The following is a 16,640-nucleotide window of genomic DNA, read 5'->3' as shown; positions in this document are numbered from 1 at the left end:
ACTGCCGCCCAAACAATGGATGCTTCGGCATCTTTGAGGAGCAATCGTGCGAGGTTGCGCGTGTCAAAACCTTGAGCCTCACTCGTCGGCCTCCCTATTTGCACCACGGCCCCCACAGTCCATGCTCGCCAGCAGCCTTGTCATGAAACGCGCCACCACCAGGCGTTACGAGATTCTGGCTAGCACGGCGCTGGCCGGGGCTATGGCAATCGCCAATTGCCCGTTGGTGATGGTTGCGGCTACCGGAGGCTGTGGAGACCAACTTCCGTCGGTCGCGAATGTTGCACCGTTGATCTGCGTCCCCGTCAGACTGTCGAGCGATGGCCCGCTCAACGTCGTCAACTGCGCGCCGCTTGCGGTGGGAGCGCAAGCAATCCGAGCCTGATACGTCGCACTGCTGTCGATGTTGACCAGGACAACGACGGTGCTGCCGTCTGTTGCCTGGACTGAGTACGCGAACAGCGTCGTGCCTTGCGTGCTGAGCGTCGTCTGCAGCAGCGTTCCCTGAGCGGCCTGCCGGAACAGATAGACGCCGTAGTACTCGGGATCGATCGCCATAACGGTTCCGCTCTGCATCTGGAACTTGATGGGCGAGTAGGTTGCGGTGCCGCCCGTGTGGAAATTTGCGCCCTGGCAACCGTACTGTGCAAGCGTGAACAGATAGTTGATGGCCCACAACGCGGAAGCGTGTGCATCGCTGATGCCCGCCACCCCGGAGCCGGTGGTGGGAGTGCTGTAGTAAGTGTTAGTCTCCGCCATCCGATAAGGCAGGGTGGGAGATGCAGCGCCTTGCAGTGCCTGCAACATCGTGACGAGGTTGGGGTCCGGCGCCAGCATGCTCGGGATCGTCGCCGTGGCCGGGTTGCGATAGTAGTGTTGCGTCAGAAGCGAGATCAGATTCTTCTCGTCACTGGCAAACGGGATCGTGTAATTCTTGTAGTTGTAGGATGAAGCCGGCCCGGTCAGAACCGACGACGGCACCGCGGCGCGAATGGCGATGGCATACTGTTCCCACTGCGTCTTGAATGTGGCATAGGTGCTGACGGCAGAGGCAGCGATATTTCGGTTATAAAGATCGGGCTCGTTGCACAGCTCGAACCCGATCAGCGCATTGCCCAAAGCCCCGGCGGCATAACTCGCTTCGTCGGCCATGCTGGCGGGCGTATTGGTGACGAAGTTCATGCCATAGATGACCTTCCAGTTGCACGCCTGAACGAACTGCGCCAGCCGGTCGACGCCGGCACGAGTGATGACGTAGGCCGTCTGATCGGGCCCGGTGGCTTGCCAGCTGGATTTATCGGCGCTGTTCCCGCCAATGCGCAGCACCCCTGGCCCCAATCGCTTGAACACGCCGATCAGGGCTGTGTTGCCACCACTCAGCGAGTTATAACTCAAGTTCTGCTTCTCCACGCTCAGCCCGGCAAACGACGTGTCCAGGATCACCGCATTCGCCATGGCCGATAGGGTAATGTCAGCTGGGTAGCTGGGTCCCGTAGGCGTGGGAGTGGGCGTTGAAGGAGCCACCGCTGCGTCGCTGTCCGAGCCGCCACCGCAAGCCGGGAGCAGCCCGGACATCACCAAGCCGCCGCTTGCTTGGAGCAAGCGCCTCCGCATTGGGTTCACCGCATCGTGTTGGTTGCTCATGAGTGTCCGCTTCCTGAACGTGATTCCTGAAAATAGCCATGACGTACGAGGCGTGATTCCGGGGTAGCGGGCCGTGTTGGTCGTTCGCTGCCCCCGAATCAATTTCCGCAAAGACGCAGATTGGATCGATTAGTTGTTGAAGCAGCGGTGTCCATACGGTCCCGGGTGGGTGCCTGGAGGGCATACCAATCCGGTGACAGGACTAACAGCACAACCATTCAATGCCAGAAGTGCCACGAACGATAATCCAACCATCATCTTTCTTTTCATCATTCACACTCGAGCTTTATTACCTGTTTCCGTTTGCGGCAATAGCGGCCTGCCTGATTTCCTGGCTGGCCTGTTCAAGCAGCGCCTTTGCTCGTGCTGCGTGACCACCCATTTCATCGTGATTCGCGACCTGTGCATCTCTTACCCTGTAGAAAGCCTGACCGATGAGCTGCTGTGCAGCAGCGAGTTCTGGATGATTGTCGGGACTCACACTCTGTATTGGATCGGCCATCGCCGTGCCGCTGGCCGCCACAGCGATCAAACCGCTTGCTACGATGAGTGTCAAACGACGCATTTTCTTCTCCTTATGAAACAAAAGTACACGACGCCAATCGTCATGCATTCAACATCAATAACGCAACATCGAGCCATATCGATTACAATGAATCGGTATCTTTTGTAACGTAATATTTAAAAAATATTGAATCTCTATTTATGCACTAATTAAAGCGCTGGCACTATCACCAGTGCCCCGGAACCCAACGGCCAAAACGGTTGTAGTGGCCGCGTACCCAGTACCCGCTTCGGACCGGAGTAGGCACGTAGACGTACTGGGCGGGTACCGCAACGTATCCGCTCACAACGGGCGGCGGTCCCGAATGCCAGCACGAATGACCGTATCGATGCGCCCAGCGACATTCCTGCGGCGATCCCCACCAGCCAGCAAAAGCCGTGTTCGCGCCAAACAGCGCGAGCATCCCACAGGCAACGACGAGCAACTTCTTCATAAGAATCTCCTTCAATCGATGCTCAGTCAGCAGCGCAGGGTTCGCTCATTGCCAGTGCCCCGCGGCGCCAGTAACCGTACGGACCATAGTGGCCGGGAACCCAGGCAGCGGGGCTGGCAACGGGAACCGGCGCAATGACGCATCCGGAAAGCACCGTGGCAAAAATCGCGGCGGTCAGCACGTATATGATTGACTTCATTGTCCGTTCTCCGTTGTCAGGAACGCTTCTCAGAGAAAGTGTTTTTCCTGACGAAATGACAATTGCCATCCACGCACGTAGACCGTGCGCGTACCAACGTGTCCGAGCAAGTCCGGATGGCGCGATATGTCACAGAACAGGCGTTGACTTCGCTCATCGCTACAGCGGTACTCTTGTCTTCTTGCGACAGGCTTGGTTAGCAATGCAGAGGAGCTGTCGACAGGTTAGCGTTTCGGCCGATTTCCCGTCGGTCAATATGGATCAGTTATAGAAGCATCGATGTCCGTACGGACCGGGATGCATGCCCGGAGGACACACCAGACCCGTAGCAGGACTGACGAAGCAACCGCCCAAGGCCAGCAGGAGCACGGACGACAGCACGGCGAAAAGACATTTTTTCATGAGACGACCTTCAGTTTTTTTGCAGACTGTAGAGATACGAATACAACTGACAGCATTACCGTCAACGAAGCACCGGCGACTCGATCAGGAAGAACGCAATCCCGAATATCAGCAATAAGCCAAGGGTCCAGAGCATCGTTCTGAATACATCGCGTACATTCATCGCGTCCCAATCACCTCAATCAGAGCGGATATAGCGCCTTCATGGTGCTATACCATTCAATCCAGTTTGCAGACGGTGCCCCATCGGCCCGGTCTGATTAAAAACTCCGGACCTCACATCACCGCTACCCTAAGACGAGAAGCCTCACGACATGGCTCCTCCCATCTTGAACGGTCCTTGCGCGGAAATCCGTCGCACAGCTTCCGTTTTTTTTGAGCGCATCCCGTGCTGACCATTGCGTCGACCCGCGTTTGGCGCCTTCAACATGTCCGCGCAACACACCGTCGTGCGTCTGCCGTGCCGCCGGCAGGCGATTGTAGGCCGCGCCGATTGCGCTTCGTGCATCCCGCAGTTCAGGGTGGTGAGCGCCGATATCCTGCTCCGGCAGCGGCGCTGCAGTTAGGTGGCGAAGGCAGTCGACGCGCCAAAGCCGATGAGGGGCGCCGAACGGATCAATGTGCGTAGTTTCATCCTCCCGTCCTTCTGATGATTGAGAAACGGTGTTCAAAGTGATGAAGTTGCGCTCTTCATGGAGCTATCGCTGAAAAAAGCTGACTGCTGTATTCCGAGCCGCGCTAGTCGCTAAAGCAGCGGTACCCGAACGGACCAGGATGCGTGCCGGCCGGGTAAACCAGACCAGTTGCCGGGCTGAGACGGTACGGCTGTTCAGCGCGATAAGCAGCCGAGACGACAGTTCGGCTGCGAGTCAGGAAGCTGTTGGGCTTCGCAGCGCAAACGCCGCTGTATCAGGCGTATCGACAGGACGCGCAGCTGGTACGGCAATGAGAGTTCAAAACGTACCCGGCGATTCGCGCCGAGGTGCGGGCAGTGGGAGCGACTCTCTACTTTGCCGATGAATCGGGCATCCGTTCGGACTACCACGCGGGCACGACATGGGCTCCGCAAGGCAGCACGCCGGTGGTGGCAGTGACGGGCAAGCGCTTCTTGCCGAACATGATTTCGGCGGTCAGTGCTCAAGGCGAGTTTCGATTCATGATGCATGAGGGGGCCGTCACCACCGCCGTCTTCCGGGAGCGTCTCGGTCGTCCGATGCTCGGCGTGAGCGGTCCGGTGTTCCTCGTGCTGGACGGCCACCCGGTTCGCAAGGGTAGGTTGGTCCATGATTTCGTGAGGGCGCAGAAGGAAAGCCTTGAGCTGTTCTATCTGCCGCCTTACTCGTCGCACCTGAATTCTTACGGAAAAGCCTGGGCGCATATGAGGCGCAACGTTTCCATGCGCCCGGTGCAGTCCAAAGATGAAATGAAACGAGTGGCCGTCGGTGCTCTGCGACGCATCCGGAATTTGCCGGCACTGGTGAAGTCCCTCTCTCTCCAGCCCGAATTTCGGTATACCACCATGTGACATTTATTTCGGAAACCTTACTAATAGGTTGCTAAACCACAAAGCTGAGGCGGGGACTATTGCAGCAGAGAGAAACGGTATGGGCGCGCTCCGTTTCGTGAATAAGGGAGCCTGCAGAATTTCCGGTAGCGTAGCAGTATCCGCATCGTAAAATGTCAAGAAATATGATGGATGCGTCGACGTCCCGGGGCAATTGCGTGAAACGTTACATCGCCATGAGCCATGCCGGCCAGGCAATTGAGCGAGATAGCGATCGTCCGTGCATTCTTTGAGGCGACGGATTTTCAGCCCCATCTTCGTTTGGCGATTCTCTCGTAGCAGGTTCATCGCAATGCGTTGAAGGATGGCGAAGTTCTCCGCGGCATTGTCTACGCGTACCCGGTACCGATCGTCGCCGAAGGCCACGTCGAGCACCCAATGCATCGAACTCCCGGTGCCCCAACGCAAGCGCACCGTATGGGCGATGCGAGCCGCCTCCGGTGGCGGGCTGGACACGTATACGGTGCTCCACCTACGGCGCTGTCACGTTGCCGAATTGGTCGAGTAAGATGTGCGACTCATAGAGTGCGCGAGCAGTGTTGATCTGACCTGAGCCGTTTCTTGTAGCCATTTGGCAAGTGAGTTCTCTTTAATCTGAGCGGTACTCAGGCTCGACGGACCCTTGCCGGAGGTAGACAGCGATGCGCGCGATGGGGCCGACGCTCGTTGCAGAACGGCCGCCAGCTCTGGCCTCGGCACGGCTGCGGAACCATTCCCGGTTCAGCAATTCGTCGCGCAGTTTGCCGTTGATGCTCTCGACGCACCCGTTTTTGCCACGAACTGCCGGGCGCGATGAAGGCCGGATCGATCGCAGCATCCCGCAGCCAGAGCATAACCTTCGGTGCCGTCGTCAGACCGAATAAACGCTGGCTTACCGTACAGCCGCATCGGTTGCGGCGGTGTCAGGATGACATCTTGCGACCGCAGGCCGGCGCCCACTCGGTCATCAGGCATTCGCGGGCGTATTCATCGATCACGCAGCGCATCTTCAACGCCTGTCCATCCACCAGTGGGTCGTGCGCAAAGTCGTAGCTCGAGACTGAATTGGGTTGGGTCGCGCGGTGCCGAGGTCACCGGGTTCAGGCGCATCGCCCGTTCGACCTGGATCGATAGCCCGTCGATGTCCAGGCGGCAGTCGAAAGCGGCGAAGCAGGCCAGGTCGCGGGAGCGGGCGGCCACTGTGCGATCTGTCCGGGCCGGCGTTCCGGGCGGCGGTGCGAGCGCCGCGCGGGAGGCGGCCCGTTAGCGCCGATTCACGCGCTGTAGCCGATCCGCAGGACACCCCATTGCCGTCCGCCGACAACGATGGGTGCCGAAACGTCCTTCATCAGCGCGAAGTTGCCGTTGCCCATGTCGCGTCGATAGGTCTGCAGCAGGAACGGTTTGGTATGCGACACGGAGGTGCGCGCCGTCCGGTCCGTGTAGATCCGGCGGTTCCGGCAGTTCGCCGCGTTCCACGCGGCGTCTGCGCGCTGGGGCAGCGAGAACTTCCGGTTGTGGGTCGGCAGGTAGCACTGTCGGTCGAAGCTGGCGCAATAGACGATGCGTTCGTCGATCTCGAGCACCGGCTCCTGGATGGCCGGCAGCACGCGATCGGTGAAGGCCGTGAAGCGCGTCATGAACTGCTGCGGATCCGTGCCGGGAATCGGCACGTAGTTTGCGTCGAACAGCGCGTCGAGCGCGATATCGCCGCGCGCGACCGCATCGTCGAAGAGCTTGCTGATCGCCGCGGCCGTGTTCCGCGCGGTTTCGATGAAGCGCGTGTCGGGCGACTCGATGCCGGTCGCGGCCGTGAGTTCGATGAGCGTCTCGGAGACGGAGAGCAGGTTGCCGAGCCGGTCCTTGGCTTGCGAGAAGTTGTCGCTGGAATCCTCGACGCCGGACGCCATTTCGCCAACCTGTTCCTCGAGGTGGTGGCACTGCGTCTCGATCTCGTCCGTCAGCGACGCGATCTGTTCGGCTTCGCCGGCGAGCTCGGTGATCGCGTGCCCCGTCGTGTGCACGACCTCGCCGATCGTGCGCGTGCCCTCGCGGACGCGATGAGCGCGCGCGGCGTTGTCGGTTCCCTCGGCGATCAGGTGTTCGGTCTGCTCGGCCAGGCGCGCGAGGGTCGTCTCGATCTGGGCCGTCGCCTGTCCGGTCTTCGCGGACAGGTTCTTGACCTCGGCCGCGACGACCGCGAAGCTGCGGCCCGACTCGCCGGCGCGCGCGGCCTCGATCGCGGCGTTCAGCGCGAGCAGGTGGGTCTGGCGGGCGATGACGGAGATCTCCTCGGACACGGCCCGCACGTGACCGAGCGCGTCGCGCAGTGCACCCATCTGGCTGCCGATCGAGGTGACGCCCTCGACGAGGCCGTGGATGTCGGCGAGCGAAGCCTCGATCGTCTGTTGCGACTTCTGGACCGCGCTCGACGCATTGGCGCTGACGGCGCGCACCTGCTGCGCGGCTTCGGCGATCCGGTGGTTGCCGCGCAGCGTGACGGCGGCCGATTCACGCAGCGTGTGGCAGACCTCCGCCTGCCTGGCGACGCGGGCGGCGACTTCCTCGACATGGCCCGAGACGTCGCAGATCTCGATGCCGAGCTTGCCGGCCTGCTCGGCGATGTCGCCGACGAGTGCGCGCGACGAACGGCGGCCGCGGCCGATTCCGAAGAGGTTCACGTTGCTGGGTCTCCTAGAGGGCGCGCATTCCCTGTTCTTGACAGATTTTGGGGGTGCGCACCTGACTTGACGGCAGCGTGGCCGTCGACTTGAGGTCGGGTAAACGTCAGGTCCTGAAATCCGGATTGTCGGGCTAGCGCCGCGCGTTTTCCTTTTTCGCGACGGCAGTCAGCCGGCGCGGGGCCGGACGAGCGCCGATCGCCCGTCCGGAGGCGCCGCGTCAGAATACGTGGTGGATGCCGACGTTGGCGCCGACCGTCGTGCCGGGCAATCCGAACAATGCGCCGCCCGTGATGCCGAGGCCCGTATCCATCGCGCCGTGGTTGTTGACGACGCCGACTTGCGCATAAAGGCCCGTGCGCTTCGACAGGCTGTAATCGGCGCCGACCGCGGCGAGCAGCGAATGATTGTGCGAATCGTTGCGATCGATCGTGTACCACGCGCCGGTATTCAGGTCGAGGGCCGGCGTGACGCGATAGTCGAGGCCGGCGCTATACACGTTGTTGCTGAACGAGCCGGCGACCTTGTAGCTCGTGAACGACGCCTTGCCGGTCACGGGCCCGAACGTATACGCGGTGCCGATCGTGCGGCCGACGAACGCGACCGTGCTCGAAACCGGCGTCGGTGACGTGCCGCCGTTGCCGTCGTAGAGCGCCGCGTTGAGCATGAAACCGCCGTTCGTATAGGTGAGGCTGCCGGAATACTGGCGTCCCGCCTGGAAGTCCCCGGCTTTGCCGCCGAACCCGAACATCGCGCTGCCCGTCAGCCCGCCGATCGTCGGGCTCGTGTACGAAATCGCGTTCGGGTTGAAGAGGCCCGTGACGAGCACGTTGTCGACGTACGGGATCAGCGCGGCGCCGAAGTGCGAGATATTGCGAGGGTCCGAGCCGAGCACCGCGAGCACGAACGGCGAGAACTGCAAGCCGATCTTCGTCTCGCCGAAGCCGCCGCCGAGCCCGACCCACGCCTGGCGGCCGAAGAAGTTGCCGTTCGAATGGCCGAACGCGCCGTCCGTGATGTTGAAGCCGCTCTCCAGCTTGAACTTCGCGTGCAGCCCGCCGCCGAGATCCTCGGTTCCCGTCATGCCGAAGTTGGTCGGCGTCATGCCCGTGTCGGTCAGCGCGAACTGGCGGCCGGCGTTGGCGCCGGTCGCCGAGTTGAGCGACCGGCTCGTGTAAAGCAACGCCGCGTCGAGATCGCCGTACAGCGTGACGCTGCTCTGCGCGAAGCCGTTCGTGCTTGCCGCCGCGCCGAGCAGCGCCGCGCAAATCGTCCATGTCCTGCTCTTCATCGTCTGTCTCCGTTTTTGTCAAGTTTTGTAATACGTACGACTAATCAATACTGCGACGGCGGAATCGATGCATGCCGCCTGTCTGCCGTGCTGTCGGGGAACGCACGGCGGTGCGTCGTGCTGCGCCGGAATGCGGCCGCTTGCCCGGCGTGGAGAGCGGGCAAGCGGCCGCGCTCCGGCGCCGCGACGAAGCGGAGCGCCCGCCGGAGCGGGCGCTGTTACATCGAACGGTTCAGTTGATCGAGGATGGCCGGATTCTCGAGCGTGGACGTATCCTGCGTGATCGCCTCACCCTTCGCGAGCGAGCGCAGCAGGCGCCGCATGATCTTGCCCGAGCGCGTCTTCGGCAGGTTGTCGCCGAAGCGGATGTCCTTCGGCTTCGCGATCGGCCCGATCTGCTTGCCGACCCAGTCGCGCAGCGTCTTCGCGAGCGTCGCCGCTTCCTCGCCCTCCGGACGCGAACGCTTCAGCACCACGAACGCGACCACGGCCTCGCCCGTTGTGTCGTCCGGACGGCCGACCACGGCCGCCTCGGCAACGAGTTCGTGCGACACCAGCGCCGACTCGATCTCCATCGTGCCGAGCCGGTGGCCCGACACGTTCAGCACGTCGTCGATCCGGCCCATGATCGTGAAGTAGCCGGTGTCCTTGTCGCGCACGGTGCCGTCGCCGGCGAGGTAGAGCGTGCCGCCGAGTTCTTCCGGGTAATAACTCTTCTTGAAACGCTCCGGGTCGCCCCAGATCGTGCGGATCATCGCCGGCCACGGGCGCTTGACGACGAGGATACCGCCCTGACCGTTCGGCACGTCCTGGCCCGTCTCGTCGACGACGGCCGCCATGATGCCCGGCAGCGGCAGCGTGCACGAACCGGGCACGGTCGGCGTCGCGCCCGGCAGCGGCGTGATCATGTGGCCGCCCGTCTCGGTCTGCCACCACGTATCGACGATCGGGCAACGCTCCTGGCCGACGTGCTTGTGATACCACATCCACGCTTCCGGATTGATCGGCTCGCCGACCGTGCCGATGATGCGCAGGCTCGACAGGTCATAGCTCTTCGGATGCACCTTGTCGTCGGCTTCGGCCGCCTTGATCAGCGAACGGATCGCGGTCGGCGCGGTATAGAACACGCTGACCTTGTGGTCGCCGATCATCTTCCAGAATCGGCCGGCGTCGGGATAGGTCGGCACGCCCTCGAACACGACCTGCGTGCCGCCGCATGCGAGCGGGCCGTACGTGATGTACGTGTGGCCGGTGACCCAGCCGATGTCGGCCGTGCACCAGAACACGTCGGTCGGCTTCCAGTCGAAGGTCCACTTCATCGTCTGCGCGGCCCACAGCAGGTAGCCGCCGGTGCTGTGCTGCACGCCCTTCGGCTTGCCGGTCGAGCCCGACGTATACAGGATGAACAGCGGATGCTCGGCACCGACCCATTCCGGCTCGCAGCGGTCGGACTCGCCGTCCGCGATCTCATGCATCCACAGGTCGCGGCCCGCATGCCAGTCGATCTTGCCGCCGGTGCGGCGATAGACGATCACGCTTTTCACGGCTTCGCAGCCACCCATCGCGATCGCCTCGTCGGCGATGCTCTTGAGCGGCAGCGTCTTGCCGCCGCGCGCCTGCTCGTCGGCGGTGACGAGCGCCACCGCGCCGACGTCGACGAGCCGCTCGTTCAGCGATTTCGCGGAGAAGCCGCCGAACACGACCGAGTGGGTCGCGCCGATGCGCGCGCAGGCCTGCATCGCGACGATGCCTTCGATCGACATCGGGATGTAGATGACAACGCGGTCGCCCTTGCCGATCCCGCGTTTCTTCAACGCGTTCGCGAAGCGCGACACGCGCGCCAGCAGATCGGCATAGGTGACGCGCGTGACGGTGCCGTCGTCGGCCTCGAAGATCACCGCGACGCGCTCGCCGTTGCCGGCTTCGACGTGGCGGTCGAGGCAGTTGTACGACGCGTTCAGTTCGCCGTCGTCGAACCATTTGTAGAACGGCGCGTTGGACTCGTCGAGCACCTTCGTGAACGGCTTGTGCCACGCGAGGCCCTCGCGCGCGAGACGCGCCCAGAAGCCTTCGTAGTCGCGCTCGGCCTCGGCGGCGAGCGCGCGATAGGCCGGCATGCCGGAAATGGTCGCCGCCTGCTCGAGCGCCGCGGGCGGCGCAAACTGGCGGGTTTCGTGAAGAACCGATTCAATCGTGGACAAGAGTGTCTCCATGCGTTCTTGTGATACCGGGTTGCGTTCGAGAAAACGCAACATGCATGCCAGCAGCGGCGATCGATGCGCGTATTCGGCGAAAGCCGCGGCAGCCGTGCGCGATTCGATCGACCGGGTAGAGCGGGCGGGGGCGCGGACGGTGGCGCGATGCAGCTTGTCGTTCAGATATGCAGCACGTTGTGTTGCAGTCCTCAACAGCCGGTGTATGGCGGCGAGGGCGGCCGGCCGATTCGGATCGCGATCGGGCGGCAGGGCGGCACGGACGCGTCAGGCGATCAGCGATCGAAGCGCCGGCGCGTGCCTGAATTGCCTGATCCGTTCGAGCGCCGCCGCTTCGATCTGGCGAACGCGTTCGGCTGACAGGTTCAGCTGTCGGCCGATCTCGCGCAGCGAATACTCGCCGTCGACGCCGACGCCATACCTCAAGCGCAGAATCCACGCTTCGCGCGCCGGCAGGTTGTCGATCAGCGCCGCAACCGCGGCGCGAAGCTGGCCGGCGCTCGCGGCTTCTTCCGGAGTCGGTGCATCGTGGTCGATCACGACGTCGCACAACGTCAGGTCGTGATGGGGCGAAACGGGCGTGTCCGCGGAGACCGGCTCGCGCACGATGCTCATCAGGTCGCGTACCTTGTCGACGGGCAGCCGCATCTGCGTGGAGAGGGCCGGCGCGTCGGCAGCATGGCCGGTCTGTTGCGCATGCGTTCGCGCGAGCCGCGACAGCTTGTTGATCGCGTCGACCGTATGCGCGGGCACCCGTATCGTGCGGCCCTGATCGGCGATCGCATGCGTGATGGCCTGCCGGACCCACCAGGTCGCATACGTTCCGAATTTGAAGCCGCGCCGATGGTCGTAGCGCTCGACGGCCTTCATCAGCCCGATATTGCCTTCCTGGATCAGATCGAGGAACTGCAGGCCGCGATCGGGATACCGTTTGGCGATCGACACGACAAGCCGCAGGTTGCTCTGGAACAGCTTCTTCCTCGCGGGCTGCATCGCGCGATCAATGCGCGACAGTCGCGCGTCGATCGCAATCGCGATGTCGAGCGGCAGGCCCGGCTGGTCGGCAAGCTGCGCAAGCGAGGTTCGCGCTTCGAGCAGCACCGGTGCGCGCCGGGCGAGCGCGGCGGCGCAGCCGGGATGCCCGGTCGTGCATGCGTCGAGCCATGCGCGGACGTCGTCGCACGGCGCGAACAGGCCGTGGTGCGACGCATCGGCGTGGATGCCGGCTTCGGCCAACGTTGCGGTGATGCGTTTCTCGAGCCGGCGGGCCTGCGTCGCGCGTTCGCGAATCGCGTTGCCGATGCGTTCGATCGCCCGCGCGGTAAAGCGGATTCCTCCGGTCAGCTCGGCTGCCTCGCGCATCAGCGGCCGATATCCGGCGGATGCGAAGCCGGCGGTGCGCAGCGTGTCGCTCATCCGCGATGCCAGCGCGGCGGCGTGGTCGAGCGATTCGGCGATGGTATCGCGCGATGCGGTGTCGTCCGGCGACGGGTCGGATTCGTCGTCCACGGGCGACGATTCGAAATCCGGATCGGGCGCCGCGTCGCTCGAGGGCGAATCCGCGGGCATTTCCGCGTGCGTGTCGGAATCGCGGACGAACCCGGTCACGTAGACGGAAGCGGCCACCTTGCCCGCGCGGATGTCGGCGGCAATCGACGCGATGGCGCACAGCGCGGCCGGATCGCGGCTCATCGCTGCGATGCAGGCCGCGCGACCGCTTTCCAGTTGAAGCGCGAGCGCGATCTCTTCTTCGCGTTCGAGCAAAGGTGTCGCGCTCATTTCGCGCAGATAGATCCGAACGGGATCGTTCGTGCGGCCCGTGAGCAGATCGGCGGTCGCGAGCGGCGCCGACGCATCGGCGAGCGGTGCTGACGCGTCCGCCGCTCGCGCGAAATGACGATCAAGCGTCCATGCGCTTCGCGAGTCGACGTGTTCGCGCATTTCGATCCCCAGCTCGCCGAGCATCGACGCGGCCGCGTCGAAATCCGCGTTTTCGGCCGCTTCGTCGGGCAGCGCATCGACGATTTCGCCGCGCGTCACGTAACCGCGATCGATGCCGAGTGCGATCAGCGCATGCAGATGTGCGGCGCGTTCGGCGTCCGCGCCGCGATGCGGCGCGGTGTCGTGCCCGCATGCGTGCCCGGGATCAAGCAAGCTTTGCATAGACGTTGCACCAGCCTTCGGCGGCAACCGCCTTGCCCGCGAACATCGGGCACGTACCTGAGGATTCGCCCGCAGCGCCCTTGTAGAAGCGGCAGTTCGAGCACGTCTGGCCTGCCTGGTACTTCGGGAACTTGCCGGCGTCGACGGTCGTCGCCTTCGCGCGGTAGCCGAGCGTCTTCGCGGCAGGGTCGTTCTCGTCGACGAGCGGCGCTGCCGCGAATGCGCGGGTTCCGGCCGCGAGCGCGGCACACAGGCCGGCCGTCTGAATCATGAAGGTTCTGCGATTGCGGGAGATCATGTCGTTTTCCTGAATGAAATGAAAAGAAAAAATCTGCCCCGCACGCCGGGAGTGCTTCCCGGCGCGGCGGGTCGGCCGAAACGAAGGGGGCGGGAGCGTTACTTGCGCGGCCCTGCGATGAGCGGCGCCTTCGACGCGTTGGCGGAATCGGCGGTCAGTTTTGTTTTCGACGCGTCATAGCCGTTCGAGTAGAGCAGGAACGCCATCAGGTCCGAGTATTCCTGTTCGGTCATCTTGCCGGGGCGATCGGCCGGCATGTTGTTCGACATGTACTGGTAGATGCCGCCGACCGTGATGTGCGACTTGCCTTCGGGGGCAAAGGATTCCCCGCTCAGTGCGGGGGCGGTATTGCCTTCGAGCTGGTCGCCGTGGCATTTCGCGCAGGCATCGGCGTAGATCTTCTTGCCATGCTGCACCTGCGCCTGCTCGAACGGCGGTACTTCGCTGCCTTCGTTGGCCGAAACCTTGATGAAGCCGCTTTTTACCGGTTGCGCGGATGCGACCGACCCGTCGAGAAATCGGCCGGGCGCATGCGTGCCCGTTGTTTGCGCGACCGTTTCCGGAAGTGCCCAGCCGCGCGTGAGCGCGGCGAGACGGCCGTTGCCGTTCATCCGCGACAAGGCCGCGTCGATGCGCTTCTGCAGCGCTTCCTTGCCCGGCCCGAATGCAAACGACAGTTGCCAGTCGGAGTACGGCGACGCCGTCGCCGCTACCTGGAACCGTTGTTGCGGGTGCGCGCGCTCATACGCGACGACGCTCGGATACCAGACGATGGCGCGCTGTGCGCGGCCCGCGGCGACTGCGCCGATCGTTTTCTCGCTGGTATTTTCGAGGTCGAAGCGGGCGTTCGTCTGCTGCGCGGCGATCAACTGCGAAGGGCTGCCGTACGTGGCTGCGATCGTTTCCTTGACGCCGGACGAGGCTTGCGCGTTGCGCAGCGACACGCTGACGTAGCCGGAGCGCAGGTAGCCTTGCGAGAACGTCATTCTGGAACCCGACCCGTCGGCGATCTCCGAGCGCGGGAAGCCGGCGATCACGTCGCAGTCGCGTTCGAGCGATTTCTTCAGCTCGCTGGCGGAGATGCCGTCGTCGCCGCCGTCGTCGTCGACGCCGCGCTTGTTGAACGATGCGGCGATGCCCGCGGTGCGGAACACTTCGCGTGCAACGGATTGGTCGAGCACCGTGGTCGGGCTGCCGGGCAGCGTGCAGACGCGCACGCCGGCCGACGCGGCTGCCGGTGTCAGCGCCACGCCCACGGCGAGCAGACTGGCGACGGTAACGGGAGTGAGGCGAGTATTCATGATCGTGTGTCCGGTTGAAGCGGTTGGGGCGTCGCACCCGCATCGGGCGCATGCGGGCGCGACCGGGGCCGGGGCCTGTTCGCGCCGGTAGCGGGCTACGAACAGGCCGTGGCCCGATCAGTCGAGCGCGAACACGTAGAGCGTGCCGCCGCGCGGAACGTCCTTCGCGATGTCGGCCATCGGGCCGCCCCAGATCGGGTTCGCGCCGCCGTAGCCGGCGAGCACGGCGACGTACTCCTTGCCGTCGACTTCATACACCGAGGGCTGCGAAATGATGCCGCTCGCGAGCTGCGGGCTTTCCCACAGCACCTTGCCGGTCGCCGTGTCGAACGCGTACAGGTGGCCGTCGAGCGAGCCGCTGAACGCGAGGCCGCTCGCGGTGGTCGCGACGCCGCCGTTCCACGGCTTCTTCGACCAGTGGCTCCACAGCTTCTTGCCGGTGTTCACGTCGATAGCCGTCAGCTCGCCGTAGCCTTCGCTGCCCGGTTCGGGCTTGATCTCGAAACCTTCGCCGAGATACGGCAGGCCTTCCTGATAGCTGACCGACTTGCCGGTCAGGCTCATGCACGCGTGCAGCGCGGGCACGACCGCGATGTTGCGATCCTGGTCGTACGAGATCGACCACCAGTTCTTGCCGCCGAGGAAGCTCGGGCACGTTTCGATCGTCGTGCCGGCCTTCGGGAACTTCGATGCGTCCTGGATCGGCTTGCCGTCGGCCGTGTAGCCGGTGACCGAGGTCGCCTTCACGAACGGCGTCGCATAGATCAGCTTGCCGGTGGTGCGGTCGATCGCGTGGAAGAAGCCGTTGCGATCCGCGTGGATGATCGCGTCGTAGTCCTTGCCTTTGTAGCGGATGTCCGCGAGGACGGCCGCGTTCACGCCGTCGTAGTCCCACGTGTCGTTGCTCGTGTACTGGTAGTGCCACTTCAGGTTGCCGTTCTTCGCGTCGAGCGCGAGCAGCGAGTCGGAATACAGGTTGTCGCCGGGGCGCAGCGCCGCGAGCCACGGGCCGGGGTTGCCGACACCCCAGTACAGCGTGCGGGACGCCGCGTCGTACGTGCCGGTGAGCCAGGCGGCGCCGCCGCCATGGCTCTGCATGCCGTCGGGCCAGGTTTCCGAGCCTTTCTCGCCGGAATCGGGGATCGTGTAGCGTTTCCAGACCTCCGAGCCGTCGTCCGGATTGAGCGCGGCGATGTAGCCGCGAATGCCGTATTCGCCGCCGGACGTACCGACGACGATCGCGCCGTCGAGCGCGAGCGGCGCGAGCGAGAACGCGTAGCCGAGGCCCGGCTCGAACATCTGCTTCTTCCAGACGAGATTGCCGGTCTGCGCGTCGAGCGCCGCGATTTCTCCGTTCAGCATCGCGATATAGACGTTCTTGCCATACAGCGCAACGCCGCGGTTGACGACGTCGCAGCACGCGGTCTTGAACGATGCCGCGCCGAGCTTCGGTTCGTATTTCCACAGTTGCTTGCCCGTCTTCGCATCGAATGCGTAGACGTTGTCCTTCGGCGTTGACACGAACAGGTAATTGCCGTTGACGATCGGCGTCGCTTCGAAACCCTGCTTCAGGTCGGCGGGGAACTTGTAGGCCCACACCTGCTTGAGGTCCTTCGCGTTCGACGTGTCGATCTGCTTGAGCGGCGAATGCGAGCGGCCGTTGTAGGTGCGGTAGTAGGTCAGCCAGCCCGGATCGCGCTGCGCATCGGTCAGCCGCTGGTAGGTCACGGCCGGATAGTCCGCGGCCGCTTCGACGAGGCCGGGGTTCAGCGCAACGGCTGCTGCCGCCGCGATGCCGATCGTCGCCAGCCGGCTCGCTGAAGCCGAGAGTTTTTTCATGGTTGTCTCCTGAGTCATTGTGGTCGCACCGCCGCGAACGGTTCGTCGCGCCGGCACGGGTGGGGTTC

9 protein-coding genes and 2 pseudogenes are annotated in these 16,640 nt (G+C 63.7%); 1 reads left to right on the top strand and 10 read right to left on the bottom strand.

Translation table 11 applies throughout. The annotated features are described in order from the left end of the window. Nucleotides 1-165 precede the first annotated feature (165 nt). Both OEJ37_RS11440 and OEJ37_RS11435 read right to left on the bottom strand, forming a co-directional pair. The gene (locus OEJ37_RS11440) at nucleotides 166-1,644 is read right to left on the bottom strand and encodes a hypothetical protein (RefSeq protein WP_254624610.1); all 1,479 of its coding nucleotides are present in this window, start codon (nucleotides 1,642-1,644) and stop codon (nucleotides 166-168) included. A 289-nt stretch (nucleotides 1,645-1,933) separates the two neighbouring features. Next, nucleotides 1,934-2,257 (bottom strand): hypothetical protein, encoded by a 324-nt coding sequence (locus tag OEJ37_RS11435; protein ID WP_175918535.1) that lies wholly within the window; start codon nucleotides 2,255-2,257, stop codon nucleotides 1,934-1,936. Nucleotides 2,258-4,108: 1,851 nt separating this feature from the next. Between OEJ37_RS11435 and OEJ37_RS11430 the strand changes: the two are divergent. Continuing rightward, nucleotides 4,109-4,768 (top strand): annotated as a pseudogene (locus OEJ37_RS11430) (IS630 family transposase); the annotation flags it as partial. A 644-nt stretch (nucleotides 4,769-5,412) separates the two neighbouring features. On the opposite strand, the pseudogene OEJ37_RS11425 reads toward OEJ37_RS11430, so the two are convergent. The 8 genes and pseudogenes from OEJ37_RS11425 to OEJ37_RS11390 all read right to left on the bottom strand — a co-directional run. Beyond that, nucleotides 5,413-5,865, bottom strand: a pseudogene (locus tag OEJ37_RS11425) (integrase core domain-containing protein); the annotation flags it as partial. Nucleotides 5,866-6,060: 195 nt separating this feature from the next. Further along, nucleotides 6,061-7,467, bottom strand: a complete 1,407-nt coding sequence (locus OEJ37_RS11420; protein ID WP_317891529.1) for a methyl-accepting chemotaxis protein — start codon at nucleotides 7,465-7,467, stop codon at nucleotides 6,061-6,063. A 220-nt stretch (nucleotides 7,468-7,687) separates the two neighbouring features. After that, nucleotides 7,688-8,758: a porin gene (locus tag OEJ37_RS11415; protein WP_258284362.1), complete on the bottom strand. Its 1,071-nt coding sequence runs from the start codon at nucleotides 8,756-8,758 to the stop codon at nucleotides 7,688-7,690. A gap of 218 nt (nucleotides 8,759-8,976) precedes the next feature. Next, complete coding sequence (acs, locus tag OEJ37_RS11410) at nucleotides 8,977-10,959, bottom strand: acetate--CoA ligase (RefSeq protein WP_263344334.1); 1,983 nt, start codon at nucleotides 10,957-10,959, stop codon at nucleotides 8,977-8,979. Nucleotides 10,960-11,238: 279 nt separating this feature from the next. Further along, nucleotides 11,239-13,134: a sigma-70 family RNA polymerase sigma factor gene (locus tag OEJ37_RS11405; RefSeq protein ID WP_263344333.1), complete on the bottom strand. Its 1,896-nt coding sequence runs from the start codon at nucleotides 13,132-13,134 to the stop codon at nucleotides 11,239-11,241. Next, nucleotides 13,118-13,432, bottom strand: a complete 315-nt coding sequence (locus OEJ37_RS11400) for a high-potential iron-sulfur protein (RefSeq protein WP_174417644.1) — start codon at nucleotides 13,430-13,432, stop codon at nucleotides 13,118-13,120. Before OEJ37_RS11400 ends, OEJ37_RS11405 begins: the two co-directional genes overlap by 17 nt. A 98-nt stretch (nucleotides 13,433-13,530) precedes the next feature. Beyond that, the gene (locus tag OEJ37_RS11395) at nucleotides 13,531-14,733 is read right to left on the bottom strand and encodes a c-type cytochrome (RefSeq protein WP_174417643.1); all 1,203 of its coding nucleotides are present in this window, start codon (nucleotides 14,731-14,733) and stop codon (nucleotides 13,531-13,533) included. A 117-nt stretch (nucleotides 14,734-14,850) separates the two neighbouring features. Continuing rightward, nucleotides 14,851-16,572 carry a methanol/ethanol family PQQ-dependent dehydrogenase gene (locus OEJ37_RS11390; protein WP_152858297.1) on the bottom strand — a complete coding sequence of 574 codons (1,722 nt, stop codon included), beginning with the start codon at nucleotides 16,570-16,572 and terminating at the stop codon, nucleotides 14,851-14,853. Between the last annotated feature and the right edge of the window lie 68 nt (nucleotides 16,573-16,640).

Origin of the sequence: Burkholderia sp. BKH01 (assembly GCF_025685725.1) — a bacterium.
Classification (GTDB): Bacteria; Pseudomonadota; Gammaproteobacteria; order Burkholderiales; family Burkholderiaceae; genus Burkholderia; species Burkholderia pyrrocinia_C.
The sequence above is the reverse complement of the archived record's forward strand: the minus strand, read 5'-3'. Positions and strand labels throughout refer to the sequence as shown.

Coding starts and splice junctions, on each gene's coding strand:
- OEJ37_RS11440 (WP_254624610.1), bottom strand. CDS start 1,644: ATGAGCAACCAACACGATGCGGTGAACCCAATGCGGAGGCGCTTGCTC.
- OEJ37_RS11435 (WP_175918535.1), bottom strand. CDS start 2,257: ATGCATGACGATTGGCGTCGTGTACTTTTGTTTCATAAGGAGAAGAAA.
- OEJ37_RS11415 (WP_258284362.1), bottom strand. CDS start 8,758: ATGAAGAGCAGGACATGGACGATTTGCGCGGCGCTGCTCGGCGCGGCG.
- OEJ37_RS11405 (WP_263344333.1), bottom strand. CDS start 13,134: ATGCAAAGCTTGCTTGATCCCGGGCACGCATGCGGGCACGACACCGCG.
- OEJ37_RS11400 (WP_174417644.1), bottom strand. CDS start 13,432: ATGATCTCCCGCAATCGCAGAACCTTCATGATTCAGACGGCCGGCCTG.
- OEJ37_RS11395 (WP_174417643.1), bottom strand. CDS start 14,733: ATGAATACTCGCCTCACTCCCGTTACCGTCGCCAGTCTGCTCGCCGTG.
- OEJ37_RS11390 (WP_152858297.1), bottom strand. CDS start 16,572: ATGAAAAAACTCTCGGCTTCAGCGAGCCGGCTGGCGACGATCGGCATC.